The sequence below is a fragment of the Pseudomonas sp. MF6776 genome (assembly GCF_016613125.1).
Taxonomy (GTDB): Bacteria; Pseudomonadota; Gammaproteobacteria; order Pseudomonadales; family Pseudomonadaceae; genus Aquipseudomonas; species Aquipseudomonas iridis.
The window spans coordinates 140,423-164,081 of record NZ_JAENSQ010000010.1 but is presented as its reverse complement, the minus strand read 5'-3'; the positions used below and the strand labels follow the sequence as shown (position 1 = coordinate 164,081).

General features: G+C 57.9%; 42 protein-coding genes. 31 read left to right on the top strand and 11 right to left on the bottom strand.

The features are described from left to right. Positions 1-33: 33 nt before the first annotated feature. From JJD74_RS14175 to JJD74_RS14125, 11 genes are read right to left on the bottom strand one after another with little or no spacing between them, the layout of a single operon-like run. Positions 34-711, bottom strand: a complete 678-nt coding sequence (locus tag JJD74_RS14175) for a hypothetical protein (RefSeq protein ID WP_200614819.1) — start codon at positions 709-711, stop codon at positions 34-36. Continuing rightward, positions 708-1,361 (bottom strand): recombination protein NinG, encoded by a 654-nt coding sequence (locus tag JJD74_RS14170; RefSeq protein ID WP_200614817.1) that lies wholly within the window; start codon positions 1,359-1,361, stop codon positions 708-710. Before JJD74_RS14170 ends, JJD74_RS14175 begins: the two co-directional genes overlap by 4 nt. Then, positions 1,352-1,939, bottom strand: coding sequence for a hypothetical protein (locus JJD74_RS14165; RefSeq protein ID WP_200614808.1), 588 nt, complete (start codon positions 1,937-1,939; stop codon positions 1,352-1,354). The genes JJD74_RS14170 and JJD74_RS14165 overlap by 10 nt, the downstream gene beginning before the upstream one ends. Beyond that, on the bottom strand, positions 1,932-2,333 hold the full coding sequence (locus JJD74_RS14160; RefSeq protein ID WP_200614805.1) for a recombination protein NinB: 402 nt from the start codon (positions 2,331-2,333) through the stop codon (positions 1,932-1,934). Before JJD74_RS14160 ends, JJD74_RS14165 begins: the two co-directional genes overlap by 8 nt. After that, positions 2,330-2,761 carry a hypothetical protein gene (locus tag JJD74_RS14155; RefSeq protein ID WP_200614797.1) on the bottom strand — a complete coding sequence of 144 codons (432 nt, stop codon included), beginning with the start codon at positions 2,759-2,761 and terminating at the stop codon, positions 2,330-2,332. Before JJD74_RS14155 ends, JJD74_RS14160 begins: the two co-directional genes overlap by 4 nt. Next, the gene (locus JJD74_RS14150; protein ID WP_200614794.1) at positions 2,761-2,979 is read right to left on the bottom strand and encodes a hypothetical protein; all 219 of its coding nucleotides are present in this window, start codon (positions 2,977-2,979) and stop codon (positions 2,761-2,763) included. The genes JJD74_RS14155 and JJD74_RS14150 overlap by 1 nt, the downstream gene beginning before the upstream one ends. Next, positions 2,976-3,479 carry a hypothetical protein gene (locus tag JJD74_RS14145; protein WP_200614792.1) on the bottom strand — a complete coding sequence of 168 codons (504 nt, stop codon included), beginning with the start codon at positions 3,477-3,479 and terminating at the stop codon, positions 2,976-2,978. The genes JJD74_RS14150 and JJD74_RS14145 overlap by 4 nt, the downstream gene beginning before the upstream one ends. Beyond that, positions 3,476-4,261 carry a hypothetical protein gene (locus JJD74_RS14140; protein ID WP_200614790.1) on the bottom strand — a complete coding sequence of 262 codons (786 nt, stop codon included), beginning with the start codon at positions 4,259-4,261 and terminating at the stop codon, positions 3,476-3,478. The genes JJD74_RS14145 and JJD74_RS14140 overlap by 4 nt, the downstream gene beginning before the upstream one ends. Next, on the bottom strand, positions 4,248-5,234 hold the full coding sequence (locus tag JJD74_RS14135; RefSeq protein WP_115148355.1) for a phage replication protein: 987 nt from the start codon (positions 5,232-5,234) through the stop codon (positions 4,248-4,250). Before JJD74_RS14135 ends, JJD74_RS14140 begins: the two co-directional genes overlap by 14 nt. Then, positions 5,234-5,542 (bottom strand): CII family transcriptional regulator, encoded by a 309-nt coding sequence (locus JJD74_RS14130; RefSeq protein WP_115148356.1) that lies wholly within the window; start codon positions 5,540-5,542, stop codon positions 5,234-5,236. The genes JJD74_RS14135 and JJD74_RS14130 overlap by 1 nt, the downstream gene beginning before the upstream one ends. A 2-nt stretch (positions 5,543-5,544) precedes the next feature. Then, on the bottom strand, positions 5,545-5,778 hold the full coding sequence (locus JJD74_RS14125) for a hypothetical protein (protein ID WP_115148357.1): 234 nt from the start codon (positions 5,776-5,778) through the stop codon (positions 5,545-5,547). 103 nt (positions 5,779-5,881) lie between these two features. Between JJD74_RS14125 and JJD74_RS14120 the strand changes: the two genes are divergently transcribed. The 31 genes from JJD74_RS14120 to JJD74_RS13980 all read left to right on the top strand — a co-directional run bounded on the left by JJD74_RS14120 (position 5,882) and on the right by JJD74_RS13980 (position 23,601). Further along, positions 5,882-6,616, top strand: a complete 735-nt coding sequence (locus JJD74_RS14120; protein ID WP_181818554.1) for a S24 family peptidase — start codon at positions 5,882-5,884, stop codon at positions 6,614-6,616. 2 nt (positions 6,617-6,618) lie between these two features. Beyond that, on the top strand, positions 6,619-6,858 hold the full coding sequence (locus tag JJD74_RS14115; protein WP_200614787.1) for a hypothetical protein: 240 nt from the start codon (positions 6,619-6,621) through the stop codon (positions 6,856-6,858). Positions 6,859-6,930: 72 nt separating this feature from the next. Then, entirely contained in the window at positions 6,931-7,446 is a 516-nt protein-coding gene (locus JJD74_RS14110) for a hypothetical protein (protein WP_200614777.1), read from the top strand. After that, a complete protein-coding gene (locus JJD74_RS14105) occupies positions 7,443-8,207 on the top strand; it encodes a DUF1828 domain-containing protein (RefSeq protein WP_093100268.1) in 765 nt (254 codons plus the stop codon). The genes JJD74_RS14110 and JJD74_RS14105 overlap by 4 nt, the downstream gene beginning before the upstream one ends. A gap of 96 nt (positions 8,208-8,303) precedes the next feature. Beyond that, positions 8,304-8,630: a DUF2388 domain-containing protein gene (locus tag JJD74_RS14100; RefSeq protein WP_200614775.1), complete on the top strand. Its 327-nt coding sequence runs from the start codon at positions 8,304-8,306 to the stop codon at positions 8,628-8,630. A 96-nt stretch (positions 8,631-8,726) separates the two neighbouring features. After that, complete coding sequence (locus JJD74_RS31455; protein WP_115148362.1) at positions 8,727-9,023, top strand: superinfection immunity protein; 297 nt, start codon at positions 8,727-8,729, stop codon at positions 9,021-9,023. Between the two features lie 493 nt (positions 9,024-9,516). Then, positions 9,517-9,873, top strand: a complete 357-nt coding sequence (locus tag JJD74_RS14090; protein ID WP_200614772.1) for a hypothetical protein — start codon at positions 9,517-9,519, stop codon at positions 9,871-9,873. Between the two features lie 545 nt (positions 9,874-10,418). Further along, positions 10,419-11,060, top strand: coding sequence for an HNH endonuclease (locus tag JJD74_RS14085; RefSeq protein WP_200614769.1), 642 nt, complete (start codon positions 10,419-10,421; stop codon positions 11,058-11,060). A 99-nt stretch (positions 11,061-11,159) separates the two neighbouring features. Then, a complete protein-coding gene (locus JJD74_RS14080; protein ID WP_200614758.1) occupies positions 11,160-11,588 on the top strand; it encodes a hypothetical protein in 429 nt (142 codons plus the stop codon). Further along, positions 11,585-11,800 (top strand): hypothetical protein, encoded by a 216-nt coding sequence (locus JJD74_RS14075; RefSeq protein WP_115148368.1) that lies wholly within the window; start codon positions 11,585-11,587, stop codon positions 11,798-11,800. Before JJD74_RS14080 ends, JJD74_RS14075 begins: the two co-directional genes overlap by 4 nt. Beyond that, on the top strand, positions 11,797-11,967 hold the full coding sequence (locus JJD74_RS14070; RefSeq protein WP_200614737.1) for a hypothetical protein: 171 nt from the start codon (positions 11,797-11,799) through the stop codon (positions 11,965-11,967). Before JJD74_RS14075 ends, JJD74_RS14070 begins: the two co-directional genes overlap by 4 nt. Then, a complete protein-coding gene (locus tag JJD74_RS31125; RefSeq protein WP_267910636.1) occupies positions 11,964-12,089 on the top strand; it encodes a hypothetical protein in 126 nt (41 codons plus the stop codon). Before JJD74_RS14070 ends, JJD74_RS31125 begins: the two co-directional genes overlap by 4 nt. A 156-nt stretch (positions 12,090-12,245) precedes the next feature. Continuing rightward, positions 12,246-12,983, top strand: a complete 738-nt coding sequence (locus JJD74_RS14065) for a hypothetical protein (RefSeq protein ID WP_200614736.1) — start codon at positions 12,246-12,248, stop codon at positions 12,981-12,983. Next, positions 12,980-13,543 carry a siphovirus Gp157 family protein gene (locus JJD74_RS14060; RefSeq protein WP_200614733.1) on the top strand — a complete coding sequence of 188 codons (564 nt, stop codon included), beginning with the start codon at positions 12,980-12,982 and terminating at the stop codon, positions 13,541-13,543. Before JJD74_RS14065 ends, JJD74_RS14060 begins: the two co-directional genes overlap by 4 nt. 7 nt (positions 13,544-13,550) lie before the next feature. Further along, the gene (locus tag JJD74_RS14055) at positions 13,551-13,793 is read left to right on the top strand and encodes a hypothetical protein (RefSeq protein ID WP_200614730.1); all 243 of its coding nucleotides are present in this window, start codon (positions 13,551-13,553) and stop codon (positions 13,791-13,793) included. Continuing rightward, a complete protein-coding gene (locus JJD74_RS14050) occupies positions 13,790-14,254 on the top strand; it encodes a hypothetical protein (RefSeq protein ID WP_200614728.1) in 465 nt (154 codons plus the stop codon). Before JJD74_RS14055 ends, JJD74_RS14050 begins: the two co-directional genes overlap by 4 nt. Positions 14,255-14,329: 75 nt before the next feature. Then, positions 14,330-14,644 carry a hypothetical protein gene (locus JJD74_RS14045; RefSeq protein ID WP_200614725.1) on the top strand — a complete coding sequence of 105 codons (315 nt, stop codon included), beginning with the start codon at positions 14,330-14,332 and terminating at the stop codon, positions 14,642-14,644. Positions 14,645-14,700: 56 nt separating this feature from the next. Further along, entirely contained in the window at positions 14,701-15,177 is a 477-nt protein-coding gene (locus tag JJD74_RS14040) for a hypothetical protein (protein ID WP_200614723.1), read from the top strand. Between the two features lie 118 nt (positions 15,178-15,295). Then, positions 15,296-15,889: a DUF1566 domain-containing protein gene (locus JJD74_RS14035; protein WP_200614721.1), complete on the top strand. Its 594-nt coding sequence runs from the start codon at positions 15,296-15,298 to the stop codon at positions 15,887-15,889. Positions 15,890-15,946: 57 nt separating this feature from the next. After that, positions 15,947-16,300, top strand: a complete 354-nt coding sequence (locus tag JJD74_RS14030) for a four helix bundle protein (protein ID WP_108183214.1) — start codon at positions 15,947-15,949, stop codon at positions 16,298-16,300. 374 nt (positions 16,301-16,674) lie between these two features. Next, positions 16,675-17,670, top strand: a complete 996-nt coding sequence (locus JJD74_RS14025) for an RNA-directed DNA polymerase (protein ID WP_234451740.1) — start codon at positions 16,675-16,677, stop codon at positions 17,668-17,670. A 6-nt stretch (positions 17,671-17,676) separates the two neighbouring features. Continuing rightward, positions 17,677-18,600 carry a DNA cytosine methyltransferase gene (locus JJD74_RS14020; protein ID WP_200614718.1) on the top strand — a complete coding sequence of 308 codons (924 nt, stop codon included), beginning with the start codon at positions 17,677-17,679 and terminating at the stop codon, positions 18,598-18,600. 43 nt (positions 18,601-18,643) lie between these two features. Next, a complete protein-coding gene (locus JJD74_RS14015) occupies positions 18,644-19,219 on the top strand; it encodes a hypothetical protein (protein WP_200614715.1) in 576 nt (191 codons plus the stop codon). 14 nt (positions 19,220-19,233) lie between these two features. After that, the gene (locus JJD74_RS14010; protein ID WP_200614713.1) at positions 19,234-19,569 is read left to right on the top strand and encodes a hypothetical protein; all 336 of its coding nucleotides are present in this window, start codon (positions 19,234-19,236) and stop codon (positions 19,567-19,569) included. A gap of 47 nt (positions 19,570-19,616) precedes the next feature. Beyond that, entirely contained in the window at positions 19,617-20,039 is a 423-nt protein-coding gene (locus JJD74_RS14005; RefSeq protein ID WP_200614711.1) for a hypothetical protein, read from the top strand. Continuing rightward, the gene (locus tag JJD74_RS14000; RefSeq protein ID WP_200614709.1) at positions 20,039-20,695 is read left to right on the top strand and encodes a hypothetical protein; all 657 of its coding nucleotides are present in this window, start codon (positions 20,039-20,041) and stop codon (positions 20,693-20,695) included. Before JJD74_RS14005 ends, JJD74_RS14000 begins: the two co-directional genes overlap by 1 nt. A 70-nt stretch (positions 20,696-20,765) precedes the next feature. Continuing rightward, complete coding sequence (locus JJD74_RS13995) at positions 20,766-21,113, top strand: ead/Ea22-like family protein (RefSeq protein WP_200614707.1); 348 nt, start codon at positions 20,766-20,768, stop codon at positions 21,111-21,113. A gap of 61 nt (positions 21,114-21,174) precedes the next feature. Continuing rightward, positions 21,175-21,630: a hypothetical protein gene (locus JJD74_RS13990; protein ID WP_200614705.1), complete on the top strand. Its 456-nt coding sequence runs from the start codon at positions 21,175-21,177 to the stop codon at positions 21,628-21,630. A 54-nt stretch (positions 21,631-21,684) separates the two neighbouring features. Beyond that, positions 21,685-22,086, top strand: a complete 402-nt coding sequence (locus JJD74_RS13985) for a hypothetical protein (protein WP_200614703.1) — start codon at positions 21,685-21,687, stop codon at positions 22,084-22,086. Between the two features lie 46 nt (positions 22,087-22,132). Further along, positions 22,133-22,549 (top strand): hypothetical protein, encoded by a 417-nt coding sequence (locus tag JJD74_RS30800; protein WP_234451752.1) that lies wholly within the window; start codon positions 22,133-22,135, stop codon positions 22,547-22,549. Then, positions 22,450-23,601: a tyrosine-type recombinase/integrase gene (locus JJD74_RS13980; protein ID WP_234451751.1), complete on the top strand. Its 1,152-nt coding sequence runs from the start codon at positions 22,450-22,452 to the stop codon at positions 23,599-23,601. The genes JJD74_RS30800 and JJD74_RS13980 overlap by 100 nt, the downstream gene beginning before the upstream one ends. The last annotated feature ends 58 nt before the right edge of the window (positions 23,602-23,659 follow it).

Here is a 23,659-nt window from a genome sequence, read left to right as displayed (position 1 = left end):
AAGTACATCAAATTCCCCACCATAGCAACAACTTTATGCCGCATCCTCTGAATTTTCTGCGTGAATAACCTGCCAAACTGGCTCTTGAGCTTGGATATCCACTTCCTCGATGGCTTTTCGCAGGAAATTCCAGATATCGAGCCAATCGCGATCCCAGTGCTTGGGCTGGATAGCGATCCCGTACAGCTTCAACATGGCGTCAGACACTCGAGCCGGCCCCCACGCATCACCGCCGTTTGCCTCGGCCTTGTAGGACTGCAGGGCACAGGTGATCAGGCAATGCACCTTTGCCGCCTTGGAATCAGTCAGCGCACTGAAGTCAGTATCCGACCAGATCAGCTTCTCGGCGTTGAGCATGTGAACGACGGTCATGCACGGGTGGTAGAGGTAGTGTCCCAACTGCTGCACCTGAAATGGCAGCGACTCGATTGCCTTCTGCACTTTCCCCATGGTCACCAGGTGGGCAGCTCGATGTGTCGAACGGCCAATAGGCGTGCGGCGCGTTTCGGCAATGTGGATCTTCTGGCGCACAGCCATGATGCGTTCTTCCTTGTCCTCTCCCTGGGCGGCAAAGATGACCTCTCGAAGCGCAGCCTTTTCCTTCCGGACGACAGACGCGGATTTTGCCCGGTCAGCCGCGGCAGCACTGATTGAGGCGTTGGATTCATGCTGTGCGTCTGTCCACGCTTGACGTGCGTTGATCAATTTCATGCTGCCTGCCCCTTTTTCAGTTCTCGGGTCTTGGCCCGGTATTCAGCGGTGATCGCCTTGAGTTCTTCTACGGTGTGCTTGCGTGGTTCGTGATCGGCTTCAAGCGCTTCGACTTCCGCAAGGCCGATGCGGGCGATCAGCCCAGCGCGGAAGCTTTCAGAAACTGTCAGGCCCTTTCGGGCGTACTTGGACGATCCGGCATTGCAGCTTTTGCACTGCAACCAGATATTGTTTGGCATCAGCCTCAGCTCGGGACGTGCGCCCTTGCCGAGAAAGTGGCCGGCGTCGAACGCGCCGCCAGTCTTCCAGCCTTGAGCCGCAAGAATCGATTCCTGCGACTCGCCGCAACTGATGCAGCCGCTGCCGATGCTCAGCTCGTAGGTGCGCCGGTAGTCGCGCACAGCCTTTTCCGCGTCCTTGAGGTGATCCGACCGAGTCTTCAGCGCCTCCTTGCGGACCTGAATCTCGGCGCGTCCGATCTGGTCTAGCGCCTTCCGGGCTTTCGCCTGATTCACGTCCTTAATGGCCAGACCGCACTTGTATCCGCACACCGCCTGCCCGAGCCGCTGCGGGACGAATGAGTCCCCGCACGCTGGGTTCTTGCACTTCTTCGGCTTGGGCGCCTTCGATTCCTTGAGGGCTACGCGCATGGTTGCGGCTCCATGGTTTCCAGCCCTTGAGCGCGATCACTGTCGATGCCTTCCGCCCGCTTCAGCAGCGCATCGACAACCCGCGCGTCTACTCCCGGGGACGACTCGTAACTTGCGACCGCATTGCGTATTTCCTGGGCTTTTGCATCCTGCCAAGCTGCATGAGCCTGTAATGGATCATCGAAATACCCTAGGTAGCGACGAACTCCGTTGATGCGAATTTTTGATGCGAATTTTCTGTCCCGAATGTTCCAGCTGACTCCAACCGGCCAAGCTCCGCGCGCGCCGATACATGACGTGAGGATGGTGTTGATTCTCGCAGGCACAAAACAGCAAGCCTCTCTCGAATAGGCTTTGTTTCCTGCGATGATGATGTCCTTATCAAGCTGGTAGCTGTTTCCGTCGCCGTCGCGCATGTGGAAGCCGGGCTGCACATTTGCCCAGTCCGCAAAATCAGCAAGATCCTCAAAATCGCATGTAGATGATTTGTAGGTCGGCCATTTTTTAGATCGATCACCATCGGACTTACACCGTCGATTAATGTCCTTCCAAATTGTACGAATCCGTTTATCAATCATATCGGCCGCCCCATTTGTCGGACTCAGTCCAGCGAACGTCATGCTCGGCGCCGAAGGCATGCATCAGCTCGAACAGATCGCTGAACCACTTCTGGGATTGCTTGCGGGTCGATACGGCCATCACAACGAAGCCTCCGTCGAGGCCAGGCTCCGCGCGCTGTTTCTCCAGCGAGGCACTGAAAAGGCACTTCCAGTCTTCACTGGTCAGCTTCTTGCCGTGCCAGATGACCTGCTCAGATACATCCTTGAGCATTGCCCACATCTTCCGGTTGCAGACGTCGGGGCGCTTCTCGTCCTTGATGACCACGACCTTGGGTTTGGTGAAGTCGGTTGCGTGCAGGACACCCATCAGACGGCTGATGTCGCGCTGGCTACGGATTTGGAACTCGTTCATGACTGCACCGCCTTGCGCCGGGCGTCGTGAAACGCGAAGACTTCGTCCATGCCGTTGTTGACCGCGACTATCTCCCGATCGAAGTAGGCCTGGCTGTCCACCTCATCTTCCGGCGGAAGCTGGCCCGGGCCGACGAGCGAGTTATAAATCCATTCCATGCCAGCCGCCGGCCCTTTGCCGTGTTCCTCCTCGATCAACGCTGAACGCATGGCGAGGATGTAGCGCCCGAAAAGCAGATCCATTTCCTTGATCCGCATGCGGGCGACTTCGTTCTCCTCCAGCAGCTCCAGCGCCACCTCCTCCACGGTCTTCTCCCCGAGGAATTCGCCGAGCGCTTCAGCGTTCTGCTTCCACTCCCCGCAATCATCCTTCCAGGAGGCGACTTCACTCCACACCAGCTTCTGGAGTTTTTGGTTGTCGATGGTCATCACTTGCGCTCCCGTGCTGCCAGCATCTGATCGGCGAACTCGTAGGCTGCCCACGAGTAATCCCGCATGTTCACGCAAAGCTTGTGTGTGCCATCCACGGCCGTGAAACTCCAGCTGCCCTTAATGACCATTGCGTTCAAAGCCTGCATGGCGATCTCATCACGCAGACGAACAAGGTCTTCTGAGGCCGGCGTCAGTTTCTTCAGAGGGGTTGTCATTGCGAAATACCCTTCAGCAGTTCCTGCAGCTGTTTCAACTTGCCCACGGCAGCAGCATTAGTCTCGCGCTCAGACTCAACCGAAAGAGCTACCTCTTCGATACGGGTGGCCAGCGCCTTCATGCGCTTACTGAAGTCATCGGCAAGGCTCACAACTTCGCCGGAAAGGCTCGCCAGAACATCCAGTGCACCTTCGGGCTTCTTGATCGAAACTACGGTTTGCTTGGCTACCTGGCTCACGGCTTGCTCCTTTTGAGGTTTTTTGGTTGCTGCGTCACGCTGAAATTTGCCGCCTACAGGCTCGCGGATCAGGCCAGCCTCTTTGAGTTCGCCCAAGGCGCGGCGAATTGCGTAGGGCGATGCGCCGGTCGCCTTGGCATTGGATACGGCGCCATGGATTTCGTGATTGCTCCAACTCGTCTGGATCGGGACGTAGGCGAAAATCTTTTGTGCTATCGAGGACTGGCCAGCGAGGATTTGCTGCTGCCTGGACTCGTTCATTGCGCCGACCTCTTCACTTCCAATTCCTGAGCCTGCTTGATCAGCATCGCCCGGCGATCCGCCAGCTCATTGGCTGCCAGAATTCGCAATTCTGTTTTTTCCTCGGCCGACGCCTGGCGCATGGCGAGCATCGAATCCTTCACCGCGGCGAGCTTCTCGCGCAGCTTTGGCGAAGGCCGTGCAACCTCGCCGGTGAGCAGCGCAACGACGGCCCGACCGTCTTCGGTGACCGGAGCGATACTCAAGTCGGTCAGGTACTGCTGAGCGCGCTCCTGAGGGATTCGCTGCATCTGCACGGCTTTGGTAATCGCCTGTGTGCGGCGGTTGGCATCGAAGCCGACGGAAACATGCCAATTGACGTGTTTTTTGTCTTCCCGAGCCTGCCCCACCAGACGTTCGTAGGCGCTGATGAACGCCATACGCGCGCCGACCTTGTCGCCAGCATCGAGGACAGGTTTCGCGGCAGCCAAGGCCAGTTGGATTTCATCGGTCAGCACCACCGTTTCAAACTCGTCGTTCGTAGTCATGGCAATAGCCCATGCTTCATCCTTGCCGGGGCGGCCGTCCTCGGCGTCGATCCGTTGCAGCACGGCGGCCAAAGTTAGCTTGCCTGTCAGTTCGCGGCGGCACGCTTGCAGAGCCTTGCGAATGTCTGCGGGCGGATACACGGACAGGTCTTCGGCCATTAATTTGGCGGCGGTCGCACTGATGGTCTGGCCCAGCGTTTCAGCAGTGGCGCAGATCGCCCCCGCCAGTTCCGCGATGTCGTCAGAGGAAAGCATTGCGTTCACCCCCTTCACGAATGATCCGCCCAGCTTCCTGAGCGGCGTTGATGTTGGCTTGGGTGTCTTCGATCTGGCGGGCTGTTCTGCCATTCATCTGGCGACCGGTTGCCCATTGGGTGTGGAACGCTTCGGCTTTGGCGAGCAGGTCGCCAATGCTGTGCATGTTCGCCAAGATCCGGGAATCGTTGATGGTCAGGAAGTAGGCCGCTACGTGGTGGGCAACATCGATGCCGAGGCGGTCGATTAGTTGGCCAAGCTGGCCACCAACCTTGGCGTTCCACACCGGCCAGGCGCCGTGACGCTTTCGGTAGGCCATTGCGTAGTTCGCCCAGGTCTTGAAGGTTTTGCATGACTGGTCTTTCGGGCCCGGCATATCGGCAGGGATTTCACACCGCGGGGCGGCGTCCGAAACCAGCACCAACGCAGTAGGTTGCGACGGCTTTGCCGGGGCGTCCTGCAAACTCTGACTGGTGCCCTGATTGGTACCCTGATTACTGGTACCCTGATTTGTCGGAGATTTATCCGACCTTGGCTCGGATTTTTTTCCGACCTTGCTCGGATTTTTATCCGAGGTAGATCGGATATTTTTCCGAGGTGGCTCGGATTTTTTTCCGACCTTAGAACTGGCCTTCAAGGTCGGATATTTTTCCGACCCATCAAGTTTCCTGTTCCACTCCCTGCCTTTGTCGGTCAACTGAATCAGGGTGATGCTTGATGTGCTGGAAAGGTTGATCAGTCCAGCCGCAGACAGCGCCTTAAGCATCCGGTAAGCGGTATCCGGCTTATCTGTCAGTAACGGCAGCTCTTCGACGATCTTCGCCTTGCTCAGGGCGTAAAAATCCCCCCCTTCGGTCTTAATCAACTTCGCCCAGCTCGGGCATTCGTAGACAAACGCGAACAGCAATGCCTGCTGGCAATTCAAACCCCAGTCGAGAGCCTTAACCTGATTGATGGTGACTGTGAACTGCATCAGTCCTCCTCCAACTGGTCGACGTGCTGCACATGCTCCATCCAGCGCTTGGCCTGATGAAAGATCGCCTCGATATCCCGCTGGTTGAAACAGCGCATGTCGTTTGGAACAACCTTTAGCCCAAGCACCGCGAGGATCTGACAGAACTGCTCGAACTTCTCCGGCTTCATGCGGCTAATTGTTGCCTCGTCGACACCGACTGCAAGCGCAACAGGGGCGTTGCCGATAGATGCAAGGTGCTGCATGAGAACGCAGTAGTTCTTGCGGGCCCTTACGGTCTGCTCTTGGTTCAATGGGCTCGTCGACATGGTTAGGCCGCCGACGCGAGTTCTGGCCAAATCACGGTCCAGTCATTTGGGCGGAGCGATTTGCGAGTCAGTAGGCCGCAAGTTTCCCGCTCAAGAGACGAGGCCACGCTGGCGGACGCTTGTTTGTTGCCGTAGGCAATTTGTTTCAGGTAGCCGCGAGTGGTCCCGGTTCTTTCTACAACCTCATCCGAGGCTGTCTTGAGCCACTCCAATAACTGCGTGTTTTTGGTTCGCATCACGATATCTCCTAAGTGATGCGCAATTATTACCGCTTGGTAACCAACTAATCAATACCGAATGGTCATTTACCTAGAAGTAATGGCCGTAGAGAATCGTCGAATGGACTTACGTGACGTGCGCAGGCACAACCTGCAAAAACTGATGGACAAAGAATTTGGCGTGGGAACGCGCGGTGCACAGTCTCGGCTGGCGGAAAAGCTCGGCAAGCCGCAGAACTATATTTCCCGCTGCCTCTCTTCTCCCGATAAAGACGGGTCGAAAAGCATTGGCGAAGACATGGCACGAGAGGTTGAGTCTGCTTTCGGCTTACCTCGCTATGCCTTAGATAGCATCCAGCTAGATACGAACGAGACCATCAACGTCGAAGGCTTGCCATCGGGATTAGCGCAGAAAATAAAAAGCTACCGCTCCGTTGTCGCGGTAAAACGTTTTGATATTGCAGCATCAATGGGCCCAGGAACGGAGCCACCAGAAATGAACATGGTCGTTGAGAACATGAGTCTCGATGCGAACTGGGTGCGCCAGAATCTGACCTACACCAAGATCGATAACCTAAAACTCATTTCTGGGCGCGGCGACAGCATGGCCCCCACTATAAGGAGCGGAGATGCTGTTTTGGTTGACTCGGGTGTTACGTCGGTTGAGTCAGACGCGATTTATTTCTTTCTTATGCGCGGTCAGCTTCAGATCAAGCGCATTCAGCGTGGACTTGATGGTTTGACGATCATCTCCGATAACGGGCAGTACCCGCCTCTGGAGATACCAGGCGACCGAGAGGGCGACATCCAGGTGCTGGCACAGATCATCTATTGGTGGACAGGCCGGAGCTTCTAGTTATGACCCTCACCAATCCTAACCAAGAACTTAAGCGCGACCTTCAAGGCACCAGCTCAGACCTCAAGTGGTCAGCGGTCGAGCTTATGCGCATTGCCGAGCGTCTGAGCCTGGCCGGGAATGAGGCGGACGCCCAGGCAGTGATCAGGATCTGCGTAGTAATGCAGGCGGGGGAAGATCGGCTGGCGGGTTATGCGGATGAGGTTAGGGATCAGCGCATCACCAGGGCGAAACCGGAGTAGTCGGTTTTTTATAACGTATGCGAGCAGCCCAATGAGGGCGCCAAGGGAATGCAGATGCGGAGCATTGCGTGAATGGCAAAGCCGTCAAAAATCTCCTATGAAGAAGCAATGGCTGGACTTGAGGTAGAAAAGCATTGGGTTGCCGGCGACTCCATTGAATGGGTTCAAACATCGGTCAAGCAGTGGCCTTCAAGCTTCAAGTTCCGGACGGCACTTCAAGTGGGCAATGTGCGCCCAGAGGGCCTATTCCTACAACTCGACTACAAGCCAAGTCTAATCCAGGATGTGCCGGACAAGCTTTATATGACCCTGCTGGTCAATAATGCCCGCGTCTTCGGAATAGATGAGAACGGTTCCGCGAATCATGTGAACAAGGTCGGCATTGGGAGGGAGTTCTTCATGCGGAAGATTTCTCACCCCCACATCCATTTGCCAGTCCCTGAGGCATCGTACGGGTACATCGAGCCTCTCAATGCACAGCCCGTCTCAAGCCTGTGGCAGGTATTCCTAAGTCGTGCCAATATCATCGGCGCACCACCATTAAATCTACCAACGGAAAACGATGAGCCACAAATGAGGTTGATATGAATTGCACACATATTACCGAGGCCTTCGGTCTAGCGTGTACGCATATCAATAGCGGCCTCGTTTACCTGGAAAGCCCAATCTCCCTATCCTTCGACGGCACCCTTATCGGTGCTTATGTGCAGGATATTGGGCAAGGCCGGGTTCGGATCACCGATAACGCGGACACTTTATTTCACGCCATGACTATGGGTGTCAGCCCAAATGCGAACAAGGCCGCGAAACTGGCTGCCATCGCCGCGGATTGCCACATTGCCTTATCCGAAAGCGGTGAGTTGCATGCGTCGTGTGCCGAAAAAGATGTACCGTACTACATGGCTAGATTTATCGAAGCGGCGAGCCAAATCAGCCAAGCTTGCGATGCTTGGCGACCTGCGCCCATATCCAAATTTGAGAAGATTGTTTCGAAGGCTCTTCGCGCCGGGTTCCCCAAGCGAGTGAAAAGGGACTATGAGGTTCAGGGCGCGAGCGGCCACAACCTTAAGTTCCAGTTCGCGCTTGACGTTGAGTCTGGCAATCCGCAGATCATTCAGACCGTAAGTGCTCAGGATGACAAGCCGCACTGGCTGTCCGTCTACAGCACCTTAGGTAAAATGGTTGATCTGAAGAATGCCGCACCACAAGCAAGACGCCTGGTGATTTTAGAGTCGGCCAACCCTCAGGACGTTGGTAAGGCAGCTTCTGCGCTGGCAGAAAGCGCAAGCGTTCTGGTTTTCAAGACCGCGTCTCAGCTTATAGAAGACATAAGGTCGCTCGCGGCCTAAATTCGAAAGCCCGGCCCAGCGCCGGGCTTCTTGTTTCTGGCAAGCGCCCTGCTCTGCTATGGTGGCGCCCTCAGATCGCAATGGAAGCATCGAAGAGTGGACACACTGAAGATCCTGGCGGCCGCCATGCTGTTGTCAGTTAGCACTCAGGCCGTATCGGGTGATGGGGCCAACCCTATCGCTGCCGCGATATTTCTCACAATCTCCGCGCCAACCATTTTAATTGGAGCGACCACATCCCTCACGACTGAGCCGCCTGAGATTTTCAAGTCGGCCAAGACCGACGCTCTGGCGTTCATTGGTTCGGACGGCGATATCCGTGGTGCGGAGTTTGAGCAGGCCTCCAGGTACTACCGCTCGGCCTACCCTGCACCGCTGATGTCAGACATGCAGCTCGCACAGGCGATCGCGACTACCTTCTGAGCGCCGCGTGGCAGTCACCCTGAAAGCGCCAGCTATCCAAAGTACGTGTTGCGTGGTATCAAATAGCTACCAACGAGCTTTCATGAGGAAAATGAGATGGGAGTCTTCGGATTGGCGTTGCTAGCACCTACCTGCTTAGTCAGCTACTTCATCAGTAATGGAAATAACGGGGTCGCCATTGCGGCCAATATCACCTTCTACGTCAGCGCGATACTCATTTACCTGTTCCCCTCAATTTGTGTTGCCTTATCTGAGTCAAGTCAGCCGCGAAAGCTTTTCCTAATCAATCTGTTCCTTGGGTGGACATTGATCGGCTGGTGCTGGGCTTACTACTTGGCCTTATCTGTTCCGAATGACCAGGACGCTGAAGAGGAGCTCCAACGCCAGCCATAACCCAGATCGAAAGATCGTAGCCCCAGCCTTTCTTGTATAGCCCGCCACTGAGCGGGCTTTTTTGTGCCCGCGCGAAAATTTATTACCAAACGGTATTGACTGGTTTTATTACCGTACGGTAATGTTCACCCATCGCAGCGACACACAGCCACTGCGAAGGGCCTCAACAGACCCGCCGCTCTTTCACAATTTGGAATCTTCGCGGATCGATCCCCGGAAACGGGCATAGCGCGAAACACAAACTTCGATCTCCATGCAGGCTCTGGAACCTGCCGGACTCCCCATATGGGAGGACGCCAAACCATGCAAGCCAGCCGGCGAATAACACCGAACACGAAATGTGTGACGCCGGCCAGGTGGGGAAACCGCGGCGCCGAGCATGGGATGGAAATCGAACTCTGGCAATTTTTGCCATGGTTCAAAAACAGATTTCACTGGCTGGCCTTGGCGACAGGGCCAGACGGGAAATCAACGAACAACGGAGCAAGACGAGATGGCATTCCGCGAAGACACTAAAGTTACTCCAGCTGAGGCCCTGTCTTTCGACCTGGTGCCCGAGACATGCCCAGTGATCGAAGCGGCTTTCGACAAGCTGTCGCACGCTCCGTCTCAGGAGCTTGTCGAGCAGGTGCTTGCGTTCAACGGCATCGAGTGGAACAGGAAGCTTCACTTTGCGATTGCCGAGATCTACGGCAAGCACACCAGCACGGCACGCTGCGAGATCCGCGATACGGTTCTGTTCAAGGGGACGTTCCCCCTGCGGCTCGCCCTAGTAAGCCTCATCGAGAAGACCATGCCAGGAGTTCAGCCAGAAAGCCGGTACGCGCGCTGGCTGCGCTCAGGGTCATAACCAACCATCGCCCACCTCAAGCCCCTTAACTGTGGCTTTATATTTCCAATCCTCTCTATGAGAGCGCATCGGGGTGTGATCGGAGCGTGCCCAAGTGGGCTGCAGCGCTAGGATCGCAAAGACCCGTGAATGTCCTGAGCCGGTATAAGCGAGACGGCCAATACTACAAACGCGGCGGGAACCAAGTGGGGGTAGCGCCCCGGTGTTCCGATCACACCCCGATGCGGACGAAAACGCGGCCTGTAACCGCCCACCTGCATCTCCACCAACTACCGAGGAATGCTCGGCAGTTGCCTTCAATCAGAGGAATGGCAGCCATGTAAACGTGAGCGATTCACCTGCGCGGCGCGGCAAGCCTGAAGGCCGGCGCCCATCACCCATACAGGCAGCGGACAGTAGGCCGTCGATGTCACCGCGCATCGGCCGAACGCGGTAGGCCACCCCAGCGCTCGAAGACAACTTGATGCTGCAAACCCGGTCTGTCGCCAGCAGCGAGACCGGGCCACCCTCCCCCGACACCAAAACGCTTCCGAAAGGAGGTGGCGATGATTGTGCAAACAAAAAACTGCGGAAAATGCTTTCGAGACCTACCAACTGAGAAATTTTACAAAGACCGGTCTCGAAAAAGCGGATACGGATCGTATTGCAAATCATGCGATCAGGCTCGCAGCAGAAGAAAAAGAGACCTCCCTTCAATAGATCTCTGTGCATTCGAATTACGCCAGATTTACGAGTATCGCGCTGACGATGGAAGTCTTGTCCGAGCATCAGGAGTAGCTGCTGGCACCCGCGTCGGCTCTTTACGATATGACGGATATCTCACCACCCGGTCAGGCAGAAAATCACTGTACGTGCACAGGGTAATCTGGCAGATCCATCACGGCGAGATCCCGCCAGGCCTTCAGATTGACCACATCAACGGCAATCGGACGGATAACCGGATTGAGAATCTACGCACCGTCTCAATCACGGACAACAACCGTAACGCCAAGCTTCAGCACCTCAACAGAAGCGGCATTCACGGCGTGTACTTCCTTAAAAAATCATCGTCGTTTCGAGTGACGATCGGCGTTGACGGCAAGTGTCTGACTCTCGGGCACTTCAAATGCTTTCTTGATGCTGCGGCAGCGAGAAAATCTGCAGAGCTGCGTTATGGGTTTCACCCAAACCACGGTCGCTCTGCATAACCCCAGTTTGCACTCCCCTCCGCGCCCAACGGCAACCAGCGGAGCGGATGAGTGCATCCGAGTTTTGTTGGATCAACACCCGCCGCTCTGGAGGCAACCATGAACGCAGCAATGAATATCTGTCAGTCCATGCACGATGCGAAGTTGCCTCCGGCGGTGAGCGAACCGGACGATCAGCGCGAATGGCTGGAAAGCGCCGCTGAACAGCTGGTGTGCGGCTCGGATGTGGAATGGAAGCGCCGGTTTGGCCCGGCGCAGAAAGTGACCTCAGCGCAGTATGCCGAACACCTGCAACTACACCTGAATCAGCGCCAGATCGACGGGCTGGATGATCGCGATTCGTTCGCCAACCTAGTGCTGGCTGTCGTGGTCGGCAGTCCGGCCGAGGCGCTGACACACGCCAGGCACCTGCTGGGCACCGACAGCCCAGTCACGGAGTTGGAAACGATCGCAACCGGCCTCCTCCGTCCGCACGCCGCCGAAGCAGTAGCAGCTGAGCGAGAGGCTGTCGAGGACGACAAGTTATGAGCAATCAGGTAGCACTGGCCCGGCTGGGCCTTGAGATCGCGAAGATGCGCAAGTCCTACACACCAGTGCCGGATCGCACCTTCGTCATGGGCATGATCGAAATGGCGGAGTTCGCCGAGATCATCGACACCCGCACCGCCAACCGTTATCGGGATGCGCTGGACGCCAAGTTCGTCGAGCGCAACGCGCATCTGAAAGGAGTTTCGGCATGACCACTGCACCGGTTAAAACGCTTCTCGATGAGCAGCTGGAGGAGATTAAACGAAGCCTCGCAGTTATCGGTGCGGGCATCCCCCGCGAACTTCCTGTTTCGGCGCTCCCTCCTCCGCTGGTGGCGGCCATCAAACAAGGCCGCATCGCCGTGAGGGCTCGACCATGAATCTCGTCTACTGGGTTCTCGTTGCAGTTCTGGTAGCCGGTGCAGGGGCTTACGGCATCGTTCGCGATGGCCAGGGTACGTGCCAGGTGCCGCGCTCCACCACCTACCACGTGTTCCGATGACCAGCCTTCAGCGTGCACGCCGCATCCTGATTCGGCGCGGTTCGTTTCGAGTCCTCTCGATTTACACCTTCCTGATGCTGCTCAGCGCCCTCGCCGATCGCATCACCTCATAACGCACTAAACCAGCGCCCCTCTCCGGTGGCGCGGAGAACAGTCATGTCCGATAAAAACATGCAGATCTGGGACAAGGTCAGCACGACCGATACCCGATACACCAAAGCGGCAGAGGTTGGCGGGCAGAAGATCACCAGCCTCAACGGCACCGCGATGATCATGAAAGCGACTGAGGTTTTCGGCCCGGTCGGCATTGGTTTCGGTTGGTTGATCGTTGAAGAGCGCTTCGATGAGGGCTCCGAGATGGTCAGCGGCGAAGGCGACAAGCGCCTGGTGCTGGGCCGCGAGCTGAACCACACCATCAAGATTCGTTTCTGGTTCGAGCTGGACGGGAAGCGCGGCGAGATCGAGCAGTACGGCTGCACGCGCTACCTCTACAAATCGAAGTACGGCACCACCACAGACGGGGAAGCGCCGAAGAAGTCGCTGACCGACGCCATCAAGAAATCGCTGTCGATGCTCGGCTTCAGTGCCGACGTGTTCCTCGGCATGTTCGATGACCACACCTACGTCGAGCAGCTCAAGGAAGAACAAGCAATCGAACTGGCAGTGGACAAGGACGCCGAGATCCTGCGCCAGAAGCAGGAGCGACTGGAGTGGCTGAACTCGGCCGTGGAAACGATGGGCAAGGCCGTCACCGCCCACGAACTGAAGATGCTGAACGTCAAATACATCCGCGAGGCGACCCGCCGCAACGAGCCGACGTTTATCGCCCGCATCACTCGCGCCTTTGAAGAACGCAAAGCGGCTTTTGAGCCCGGCAAGGAGAATGCAGCATGACCCAGCTCTACGCACTGACCGGCAAGCTTGCCGAACTTCAAGGGATGGCCGACACCGACGACGAGGGCCTGAAAGAGGCCCTGCAGCACGCGATGGACGAGATCCAAGGCGAGTTTGAGGTGAAGGCCGACAACATCGTCATGCTGCGCCGCAACATTGAAAGCGACGTGACGGCCATCGACACGGAGATTGAGCGCCTGAAAGAGCTTAAGCGCATCAAATCCAACAGCGTTTCGCAGATCAGCGATTACCTGCGTCGGAACATGGAAGCCGCCAACCTCAAGTCGATCAAGCGCCCGCTGTTCACCATCACGCTGGCCTTGGGCAAGGAGAAGGTCATCGTCGACAACGAGGACGCAGTGCCGGACGAGCTCACGGCGGTGAGTACCAGTATCACCCCTGACAAGAACGCGATCGCCGCCAAGCTCAAGGAGATTCGCGAGCACAACGAAGCCGTGCGCAAGCGCATGGCCGCCGGCGAAGACGCGGAACACGAACTGCTCGAAGAACCTGCCTACGCGCATTTGGAGCGCGGCGACAGCTCGATCCGGATTAAGTGAGGCCAGCATGATCAGCAACCACCTCAACCTCGTCGAGCAGCACCGCCCGGACGCCGAGTCGATCGCTGACCGAATCGCGCAGTACCTGGCCGCCGGCGGGCGGATCGACCAACTGAAAAGCCCGCCGCGCAATCCGCTGCCACCGCCCCGCTCGAACAAAATAGACCCTGAAACGGTCCTCAAGCGGCGCCCGAAGCCGATATCGGCAGCCGCCCGCAAGGCTCTGCGCAGAATGGCGGACTCGGTATGAAGTCGAAACGAAAACCCAACAACGGTTTCGTCCGGGCTGAGCGCAGTTGCCGGGCGCTGCTGCGCACCAATCACGTCGCGGTAGTGAACATCGACCCCAGCGGCAGCCAGATCATGGCGAACTGGAAGAACTGCAAGCAGATCCGAAGTCTGGCGATCGCCAACGCGATCTTCGACTTCTCCTACCACTGGACGATCTATATCGGCGCCATGTGTCGAGACGAGCGCGGCGCCGAGTACATCAAGTCGGTGGAGATCTCGCCGGAGGGCATCTACAAGGTCGAGCGCCTGACCGATGCCATCGAGCATTACTACCTGGAGCTGCGCAACAGCGCGAACCCGACTCATCTGGTCGCGTCAGGCTGGATCGCCATTCCCGACGAGATATCGATGGACGAAGCCCAAGCTGCGAAGCTGTTCTACGCCGCCGGCGCCTGGCATCAGGTGAAGGTAGCGGCGTGAGACATCTTCGCACCCAACAACGCAAACGACAGACCTGGCTGGACTTGCCGGCCAGCGGAATTGAAGAGGTAGGCCATGGCCAAGAGCAACGCGGAACGTTCAGAGAAAGCCGCGGCGAAGAGGAAGAGCCGCGGCGAAGAAGAGATTCGGCTGCACTGCCTGCGCGGCACGCGCCAAGCACTTGCTGAGCTGATGGCCTGGAGCGGCATCGAGGAGCAGGGCGAGGCGATAACGCTGATGATTCATCACCTGCACGGGCTTGGCCCGGGCGGCGCTCTTCCTCTGCTTGAGCCACCTCAGCGACACAAATACGAAATACCTGAAAACGTGTCGCGGAAATTGAAACTCGCCCACGACCGCGAAGCCCTTCGCATCACTCACGACGAATAACCCCTACCCACGCTGCGCATCCGGTCACGGAGGGCGGCGCATACCCGGAGAAAACCATGACTCAACATGCACAACAATCCGTAGCCGCCGCCGACCTGCCAGAACGCGGTCAGCCTCTCGCCGGCGGCACCTTCGTCAATCGCTACTGGCTGAACGGCGAAGAGCGCGCCTTGGTGTTGCTCGACAACGAACTGATCGGCACCTGGGGCAAGTATGGCGAGGACATCGCCGGCGCGAAAAGCCTCAGTGACGGCGCCGCCAATACCCGCGCCATGGCCGAAGCTGGCAGCGATATCGCCGCCCAGGCGCTGGAGCTGGATGCGCACATCCCGTCCTACCTCGAAGGCGCTCTGCTGATGGCGGCGAAGTCCGAAGGCTTGGTCACCCTGCGCGAAGATCGTTGGCACTGGCTGAGTTCGCAGTTCTCCGCCGACTGCGCCTACAGCATGGACTTTGAAGATGTCTGGCTCGACTACTTCGGCAAGAGCACCGAGCGCGTCGCGCGCCCGGTCCGCAGCCTTCCTATTCAGTAATTCATTCCTTCATTGCTTTTATGCAGGCGATTCCCGGGAGTGTCAGGACGACGCTCAGACCAGAAGCTTGCCGGGTAGCGCCGGCGGCCTGCGCCCAATTCGCTCACAGGAGCATCCAATGCAAACGAATCAACTGACCACCTACACCCGGGGCGATCTGATGATCAGTAGCCCAGATGAATCGGTGGTGCTCAAGCTGGCTTCTCTGGCGATTGGCGTCACTCCGACCGCTGCCGCAAGCGACATCCCTGCTGTAGGTGAAATCTGGCCTGGCGAAGGTGGTGTGAATGGCGGTTTGTTCCCGGGCGACGGCAAACCCTATTACCTGATCGTGCCGACCGGTGCGGATGCTGAAGGCGAGTTTGAATGGGGCGGCTACGGCAACGAACTCAATGGCGCCAAGAGTGCCTGGGATGGTCGAGCCAACACGGACGATCTGATCGGCGCCGATGACTCCTACCCAGCCGCCCAGTTCTGCGCGGCCTTTGAGCGCGAGGGTCACAAGGACTTCCATCTGATGTCCCATCGCGAGGCTACGTTTCTTGAAATCACACTGGGCGATAAGGGTGTATTTAGTAAGCGCTATCACTGGACCAGCTCGCAGTTCTCCGCCACCGGCGCCTACGCCATGGCCTTTGAAGATGTCTGGCTCACCAGCCTCGGCAAGAGCGTCGAGCGCGTCGCGCGCCCGGTCCGCAGACGATTTATTTGATACTTCAATCCTTCATTCATGGGCGCGATAGCGCCCTCGCTTTTCAAGGAGGCCAGGATGGCCCTTCACATGGATCTGGAGATCCACAAGGTTGCAGAAGAACTGCTCGGCATGTCACTCGATCTGGTGCGAAACATTCCCCGCGATCTGAAGCAGGTCGTCGGAGCAAAGATTCGAGATGAGTGCCTGCAGGTTTTGGTGTTGATTGGTCGGGCCAACATGTCGAGAGACAAGCTGCCCCACCTCAACCTTCTGCTGGAAAGCATTTGGATGCTGAATTACTTACTGCGAGCGCTCACCAATAAGGCGCTCATCAGCAAGGGGCAGCACGCCAAAGCAATGAAGTTAACGGCCTCTGTAGGCCGACAGGCAAATGCCTGGAAGAAGTCCGCAACCGCGCCCGCTGCGTGAGGGCCAAGGCTCTCGCGTCTGTGCGCAAAATCTGGTCGAGCCGCTGATCTCTGGGTCACCGCCATGCACATAAAAGATACCGCCGGTCTAAAGCGTCCGCGCAGGTCTTGTGCAGTTGCCTTGCTGATCGGTTCCGCCTTCGGCAAGGCGATGTAGATAGCTCGATAGGTCGCAGTTCTCCGCCAACAACGCCTACAACATGGACTTTGAAGATGTCTGGCTCAACAACAACGACAAGAACAACGAGCGCGTCGCGCGCCCGGTCCGCAGATTTAAGTGTTGCACCCTTCCATTTCGAGGATCTTGTCCAAGCGTATTACGACTGTCGCCGGAACAAGCGGAACACCGCGAGCGCCCGGCACTTCGAGAAGGACATGGAGATCAACTTGCTGGAGCTCCACGACGACCTGATCGCCGGCACCTACCGGCCAGGCCGTTCCATCTGTTTCGTGGTTACCCGACCGAAAGCCCGCGAAGTTTGGGCGGCAGCATTTCGGGACCGCGTCGTCCACCACCTGATGTACAACCATGTGGCACCGCGCTTCTACGACAGCTTCATAGCGGACAGTTGCGCATGCATCCCAGGGCGCGGCACGTTGTACGCCGCGAAGCGCCTTGAATCGAAGATCCGCAGCGCCAGCCAAAACTGGTCGAAGCCGATGTTCTACCTAAAGTGCGACCTGGCCAACTTCTTCGTCGCGATCGATAAGCAGGTGCTGCGCCAGCAACTGGCGAAGAAGATCAACGAACCTTGGTGGCTGGCACTGACTGAAACGATCCTGATGCACGACCCGCGCGAAGACTACTTACTGCGCAGCCCGCCACATCTGTTCAATCGAGTGCCTCAGCACAAGCGTCTGACCGCACAGCCAGCGCACCTCGGCCTACCGATCGGGAACCTGTCATCGCAGTTCTTCGCGAACGTGTACCTCGATGCGCTCGACAAGTTCGCAAAGCACCAGCTCGGCGCCGATCACTACATCCGCTACGTCGATGATTTCGTGTTTCTGCATGAGTCGCCGCAGCAGTTGAATGAGTGGCGCGAGCAGGTCGAAGCGTTCCTGCCGAGGCTCGGCGCTAAGCTGAACCCCAAGAAGACCATCATGCAACCGGTGGATCGCGGCGTCGACTTCGTCGGTCATGTAATCAAGCCGTGGCGCCGGACAACTCGGAAGCGGTCGATGGCCCAGGCACTGAAGCGAGTCGCCACAGCATCCGCCGAGGATCTGCGCGAGACCGCAAACAGCTACTTCGGCCTACTTGGCCAAGCCAGTCACAGCCAGAAAGATCGAGCGGCCATCGCTCGCGTGGTTCTGCTGCGAGGTAACAGCGTCAACGCGGCACTGACCAAAACCTTCAAGAAGCGATAAATCACCATGACAACAGCAATTGATTTGTTCGCCGGGCTTGGCGGATGGACGGAGGGCGCCGAAGCGGCCGGCGTCGATGTGCTTTGGGCTGCGAACCACTGGCCAGTAGCGGTTGAGTGGCACAGCGCCAACCACCCGGGAGCCATCCACGTCTGCCAGGACTTGCACCAGGCAAACTGGGCGGCGGTACCTCGGACTGATATCGGTATAGCATCTCCATGCTGCCAAGGCCACGCAAAGGCCCGAGGCAAGAAAAAGGGGAACCCCGAGCACGATGCATCAAGGTCAACCGCCTGGGCTGTGCCGTCCGCTGCCGAGGTGCTTGAGCAGGACGCCTGGGTAGTGGAAAACGTGCCTGAATTCGTCGACTGGGTGCTTTACCCGAGCTGGGTCGACGCCATGCAGCGCCTCGGATATCAGGTCGCTCCGCACATCGTGGATTGCGCAGACCTTGGAGTACCGCAGCACCGAGTGCGCTTGTTCCTGATCTGCACGAAGAGCAAGGCACCTATTCAACTGCAGCTCCAGCAATGCGAACACGTTCCTGCCAGTAGCTTCCTCGATTTCGACTCAGGGAAATGGTCGAAAATCGAAAAGCCTGGTCGAGCACAGGCAACACTCGACCGGGTACGCAACGGACGCCAGCGCTTCGGAGAGCGTTTCATCATGCCTTATTACGGTAAAGGTTCAGGGCTGACCGGTCGCGATATCAACCGGCCGATCGGCACCATTACTACGCTCGACCGTTGGGCCTTGGTGCGCGGCGATGAGATGCGGATGCTCAGTGCAAACGAAGCACTTGCCGCAATGTCATTCCCAGCCGACACGCTGCGCCCTGATAACCACCGACTGACCATGCACATGGCCGGCAACGCCGTTCCGCCGCTCGCCGGCCAGAGAATCATCGAAGCGCTAAAGGCCGCCGCATAACCCACCCTCCACCGCCCGGGCATGCCCCGGCATAGGACGCCCCATGCTGAACATCTTCTGGCGAATCATCGCCAAGGTACTCGCGCGCCCGGCAATCGCCGACTGGCTTATCGCCCGCGCCAAGCTCACCCCGTACCAGCACATCATGTCCGCCGACGGCACCGAGATGTACATGGGCCGCTGGTGGCTGTTCAACCCGTACAGCCGGGAGACGCATAAGGCTGCGCTCTGGTGGTGCCCGTGGTCGTTACGAATTCACCACATCATGCGGCCAGATGAAGACCGGGATCTGCATGACCATCCATGGAACGCCCGGACGATCATCCTGCGCGGCTGTTACACGGAAGAGCGTCTCGAGCCTGCGAGCCACGTCGACATGCTGAAACCGGGCCCTCTTCTGTGGTTGGAAGAGCCGGATGATCTATTCAAGCTGTCAATGAGCACTCGAAGCCCAGGCGACACCGCCCGCCTCAACCACGGCGAATATCACCGCATCGACCAGGTATCACCCGGCGGCGTCATCACCCTCTTCATCACCAGCAAGTGGCGCGGTGACTGGGGATTCCTCGTAAACGGCGTGAAGGTGCCTTGGCGCACCTACACCGGTACCGACAATTGAACGGAGCCTTCGAAGTGAGCGAACTCAAAGTTATCTACCTCGGCCCGGCCTGCCAGGAGCAGGGCAAAATCGACGGCCGCGAATGGTGCCAGGACGATGTGTGGGACGCGTGCGAATGCGGGCATGAATCGGTGCGGTATGTGCTGGCCTCCGAATTCGACCGGGTCACCGCCGAGCGTGACGCCCTGCAGCAGCGCCTGAACGCAGCGGATCAGCGGATTGATGAGCTGACCGCCAAGCCATCCGGTGCCGAGCGCGACCGCCTGCGGGCAATCATCGAGAAATATCCGAACGGCGATCCGCTCGAATATGACGCCGCCGTGCGCACCATCCGCGAAACATCGAAGTAACTCCCTCCCCCTTCAAAGTCAGCCGCTATAGCGGCAAGGACGAAGTCATGTCTGAAGAAAAGAAACACACAGGGCCGGACCACTTTCGCTACATCGACCACATCGGCCCGGAAGGCGTAACTATCGTCTGCCGAAAATTCGTTGTGATCCGGGAAAGCGAATACTGCTACTGGATCGTTCCGGAAGGATCGGAAGGCTGGGCTCGAGCGAGGCAGGCGGCTACAGGTAAGACCTTCAAGGATGCAAAACGGGTGTCGAAGGATTCGTGGCGGCGATTCGCGTACCCAGATAAAGAAAAAGCGCTCTCCTCCTACAAGGCGCGCAAGAGGCACCAGCTTGGGCACGCCGAACTCGCCCTTGAGCGTGCGAAAGCAGTTCTCGCCGACATCAAGGAAATTGAGGCAATCAACGACGAGCATCTGTGCTCAGGCGGCGATTACATCAAACAGCTCAACTGGACGGACTGCTGATGGCTACCTCACCACAATCGAAAGATCGGCCGATCCTGTTCTCGGCGCCGATGGTGCGCGCCATTCTGGATGGCCGGAAGACAGTCACTCGCCGGCCGGTGAAAGGACTGAAGACCAACTTCCCGGTGGTCGCAGCAGCCGACGGCACTCCGCTCAGAACAGGCGCTTGCTGGGATATCGGCGGGCCAATACTCCACTGTCCATTTGGAAAGCCCGGCGAACGGCTGTGGGTGCGCGAGACCTGGTACTGCGATCACGACGAAGTCATGCGCGGCCCTTACCTCAAACCGGATGACTTGAATGTCAGCGAGGCACGCGACGACGGCACCCTGGTTTACGCCGCCGACGGGCTGACGCCGTACGAAGCCGATCAGCCAGTTTGGAAACCGAGCATCCACATGCCGCGCTGGGCCTGCCGCATCCTGCTGGAGATCACCGACGTGCGCGTCGAGCGGTTGCAGGACATCACCTGCGAGCAGGCGGTAGCAGAGGGGGTTCACCGAGGTCCGCTGCGTGAATGGTGCGCGAGCGACGAAGGCGGTGCCTGCCACAAATACCCGGTTCCAGCATTCCGCGACTTGTGGCAATCCGTCGGCGGCGACTGGGAAGCCAACCCGTGGGTCTGGGTCGTCGAGTTCAAGCAGGTGACGCCATGATGCTCAAAGCAGCAGCCATAAGCGCCTGCCTCTGGGGCTTGATCTTCCTCTCTGTTGCAGCGGTGACCTCATGAGCGACCATTCAAAACTCAAAGAGCTGGCCGAGGCCGCAACGCAGGGCGGCTGGCAGGTAATCGAAACCGAACTTCCGTGTCGCCTCGGCCGGCCGCACGTCGAGCGCCGGATATTCACCACCAAAGATCACCCGCAACTCAAGGCGCCCTACCCGGTAGTCAACGGTTCCGTAGCACTCGGCAACGACGAAACGCCAGTTCACCACATGGTGAGCATGACTGCTGAAGACGCGGCATTCATTGCGGCCGCCAACCCCGCCGCAGTCCTGGCTTTGATCGCCGAGAACAAGAGCCTGCGCGAAGACCGAGACGGCCTACTTGAAGCAGGAGCGCACCTACTATGATCTTGATTCCAATAGCCGCCCCGCTCTACATGGCCTACCTCATCTACAAGGGGCCGTGGCGATGAGTGCACCGATTGAACCGCAGGATTACCTGTACGGCGTCAAGGTCGTGCAGATCGAGGATATCCGGGTTGCCCGCGGCCTCACTCGCCGACCTTCATCTTCATGTACCCACAGGAAGATGGTCTACGACCACAACGAGCGCCGCATCTGGTGCAGCGACTGCGAAAGTGAGGTCGAAGCGTTCGATGCCTTTCTCCACCTGGTGGAGAAGTTCAGCGCCGCAGCGGGCCGGATCAATCGCCGCGCCGCAGAACTGGCCGAGGCGGAAAAATTCCAGATCCGCAGTCGCGCCGCCAAGGTGATGGACGAAGCCTGGCGCAGCACGAAGATGGCGCCGCTCTGCCCTCACTGCAATACCGCGATCCTCCCCGAGGACGTTGCCGGCGGCGTGGCAAGTACCTCGAAAGCCTTGGTTGCCGCTGCGCGTAAACGCCAGCAGCCGAACAAGCCTTAACCCCTCCCCCAACTCAACAGCCTGCCGGTGTACGGCGGGCGGAGCTATGCCCGTATGGCCAAGCAAGCAGCGAAAGACATTCTCGACGAAATGACGAAGGAAGATCTGGTGGCCTGGATCAAAAGCCACCACTTCTCGCGCCCCAAACGAAGCGATGTGCTGTATCTGCGCTGGGAGCGACAGTCGGCAGAGGTGCTTGAGGAAATGCAGAAAGAGAACCGCGCACTTGATGGAGTGGATTTTGGGGAACGCGACCGACTGGCTGTGAGGTTCAACGAGTCGAAGGATCCAGAAGAGAAGCTGCGGCTGATCAAGCTGATTGAGCCTTATGACAAAGCCATGTCAGACCACATCAAGCGGTCTCAGGGCATCGACAGAAAAAGCAAAAGAGTCGATGCCCTTTATGAACAGATCGACATCGAGCGCCAGAAAGAAAACGGGCGCCGATCCGCATAACCCATCCCCACCTTCTGCCGCCACGCGCGGCATGGAGCAATACCTCATGACAAATCGAAGCGCGGCCCAGGTCGCGCCCATCCTCCCGCGCTTCATTCGCGCCGGGGAAGCATACGGCTACCTCGGCATGTGCCGGGAGGAATTCAACAAAACAGTCCGGCCCAACGTCCGGGAATTCCCGATCGGGAAACAAGGCGTCGGCTTCGACCGAATCGAGCTTGATGAGTGGGCTGATCGCTATATCGAGACCATGGCAATTGAAAAGGCCGCGAATCAGGACAACAATCGCCCTCGCAGCGAGCGCCAGGGCAAGAAGAAAGGAGCAACGCCGTGGCCCAAAAAGCAATCACCGGCCTCCAGCAAATGCCGAACGGCATCTGGAAGATCGACAAAAAGTACAGAGGAGAACGAATTCAAGAGAGTACTGGCACTTGTAACCGCGCCGAAGCAGAGCAGTACCTGATTCACAAGCTGGAGCAGTTGCGCCAGCAGAAGGTGTACGGCGTCCGGCGGGTCAGGAGGTGGCGGGAGGCGGCAACTCGCTTCCTGCTGGAAGTGAAGGATCAGGCTTCAATTCACATCTCGGCCACCTATATGGAGCAGCTCGACCCGTTCATTGGCGATATGCCGCTGACCCACATCGATGACGATGCCCTCGCGCCTTACATCCAGTCGAAGCTGAATCCAGCGGTAGGGAAACCGGTGACGAACCGGACAGTGAATATCGCGCTTCAACGGGTCATCCGCGTGTTGAACCTTTGCGCGCGAAAGTGGCGTGACGAGGAACGGCGACCGCTGCTGGACGTGGTGCCGATGATTTCCCTGCTGGACGAGAAGACGAACAGCCGAAAGCCCTACCCGCTTTCATGGGAAGAGCAGTCGATCCTGTTCACCGAACTCCCGGCGCACCTTCAGACCATGGCTATGTTCAAGGTCAATACAGGTTGCCGGGAGCAGGAAGTTTGCAAGCTTCAGTGGAATTGGGAGATTGCGGTACCTGAGCTAGGAACGAGCGTGTTCCTGATACCTGCGGGATTTGGGGGTAGAAGTGCCAGGTCTGGCGTGAAGAACCGAGACGAGCGTCTGGTCGTGATGAATGACGTTGCCAAGTCAGTGATCGAGAAGCAGCGCGGCAAGCATCCGCTCTACGTGTTCCCGTTTGGCAAGCGAGATGGTGATGGGAATGAAACGACGGTTCACCGCATGAATGACTCGGCCTGGAAGAAGGCGCGGATTCGAGCGGCGAAGAAGTGGCAGGAGAAATTCTTGCGGCCGGCACATGACGGCTTTGCCAGAATCCGAATTCACGACTTGAAGCACACCTTTGGGAGAAGGCTGCGTGCGGCTGGCGTGACTGAGGAGGATCGGAAAGCGCTGCTCGGCCACAAGAACGGAAGCATCACCAGTCACTACTCGGCGGCGGAATTGGATCAGCTCATTGCGGCGGCAAATAAGGTATCAGCAACCGACTCACGCGCACCAGCGTTGACGATTCTGAAAAGGAGGGAGGCATGAAGAAAAGGCCAGGGTCACTTGAAAAGTCACTATGGCAAAAACAACAAAGCCGCTCGAA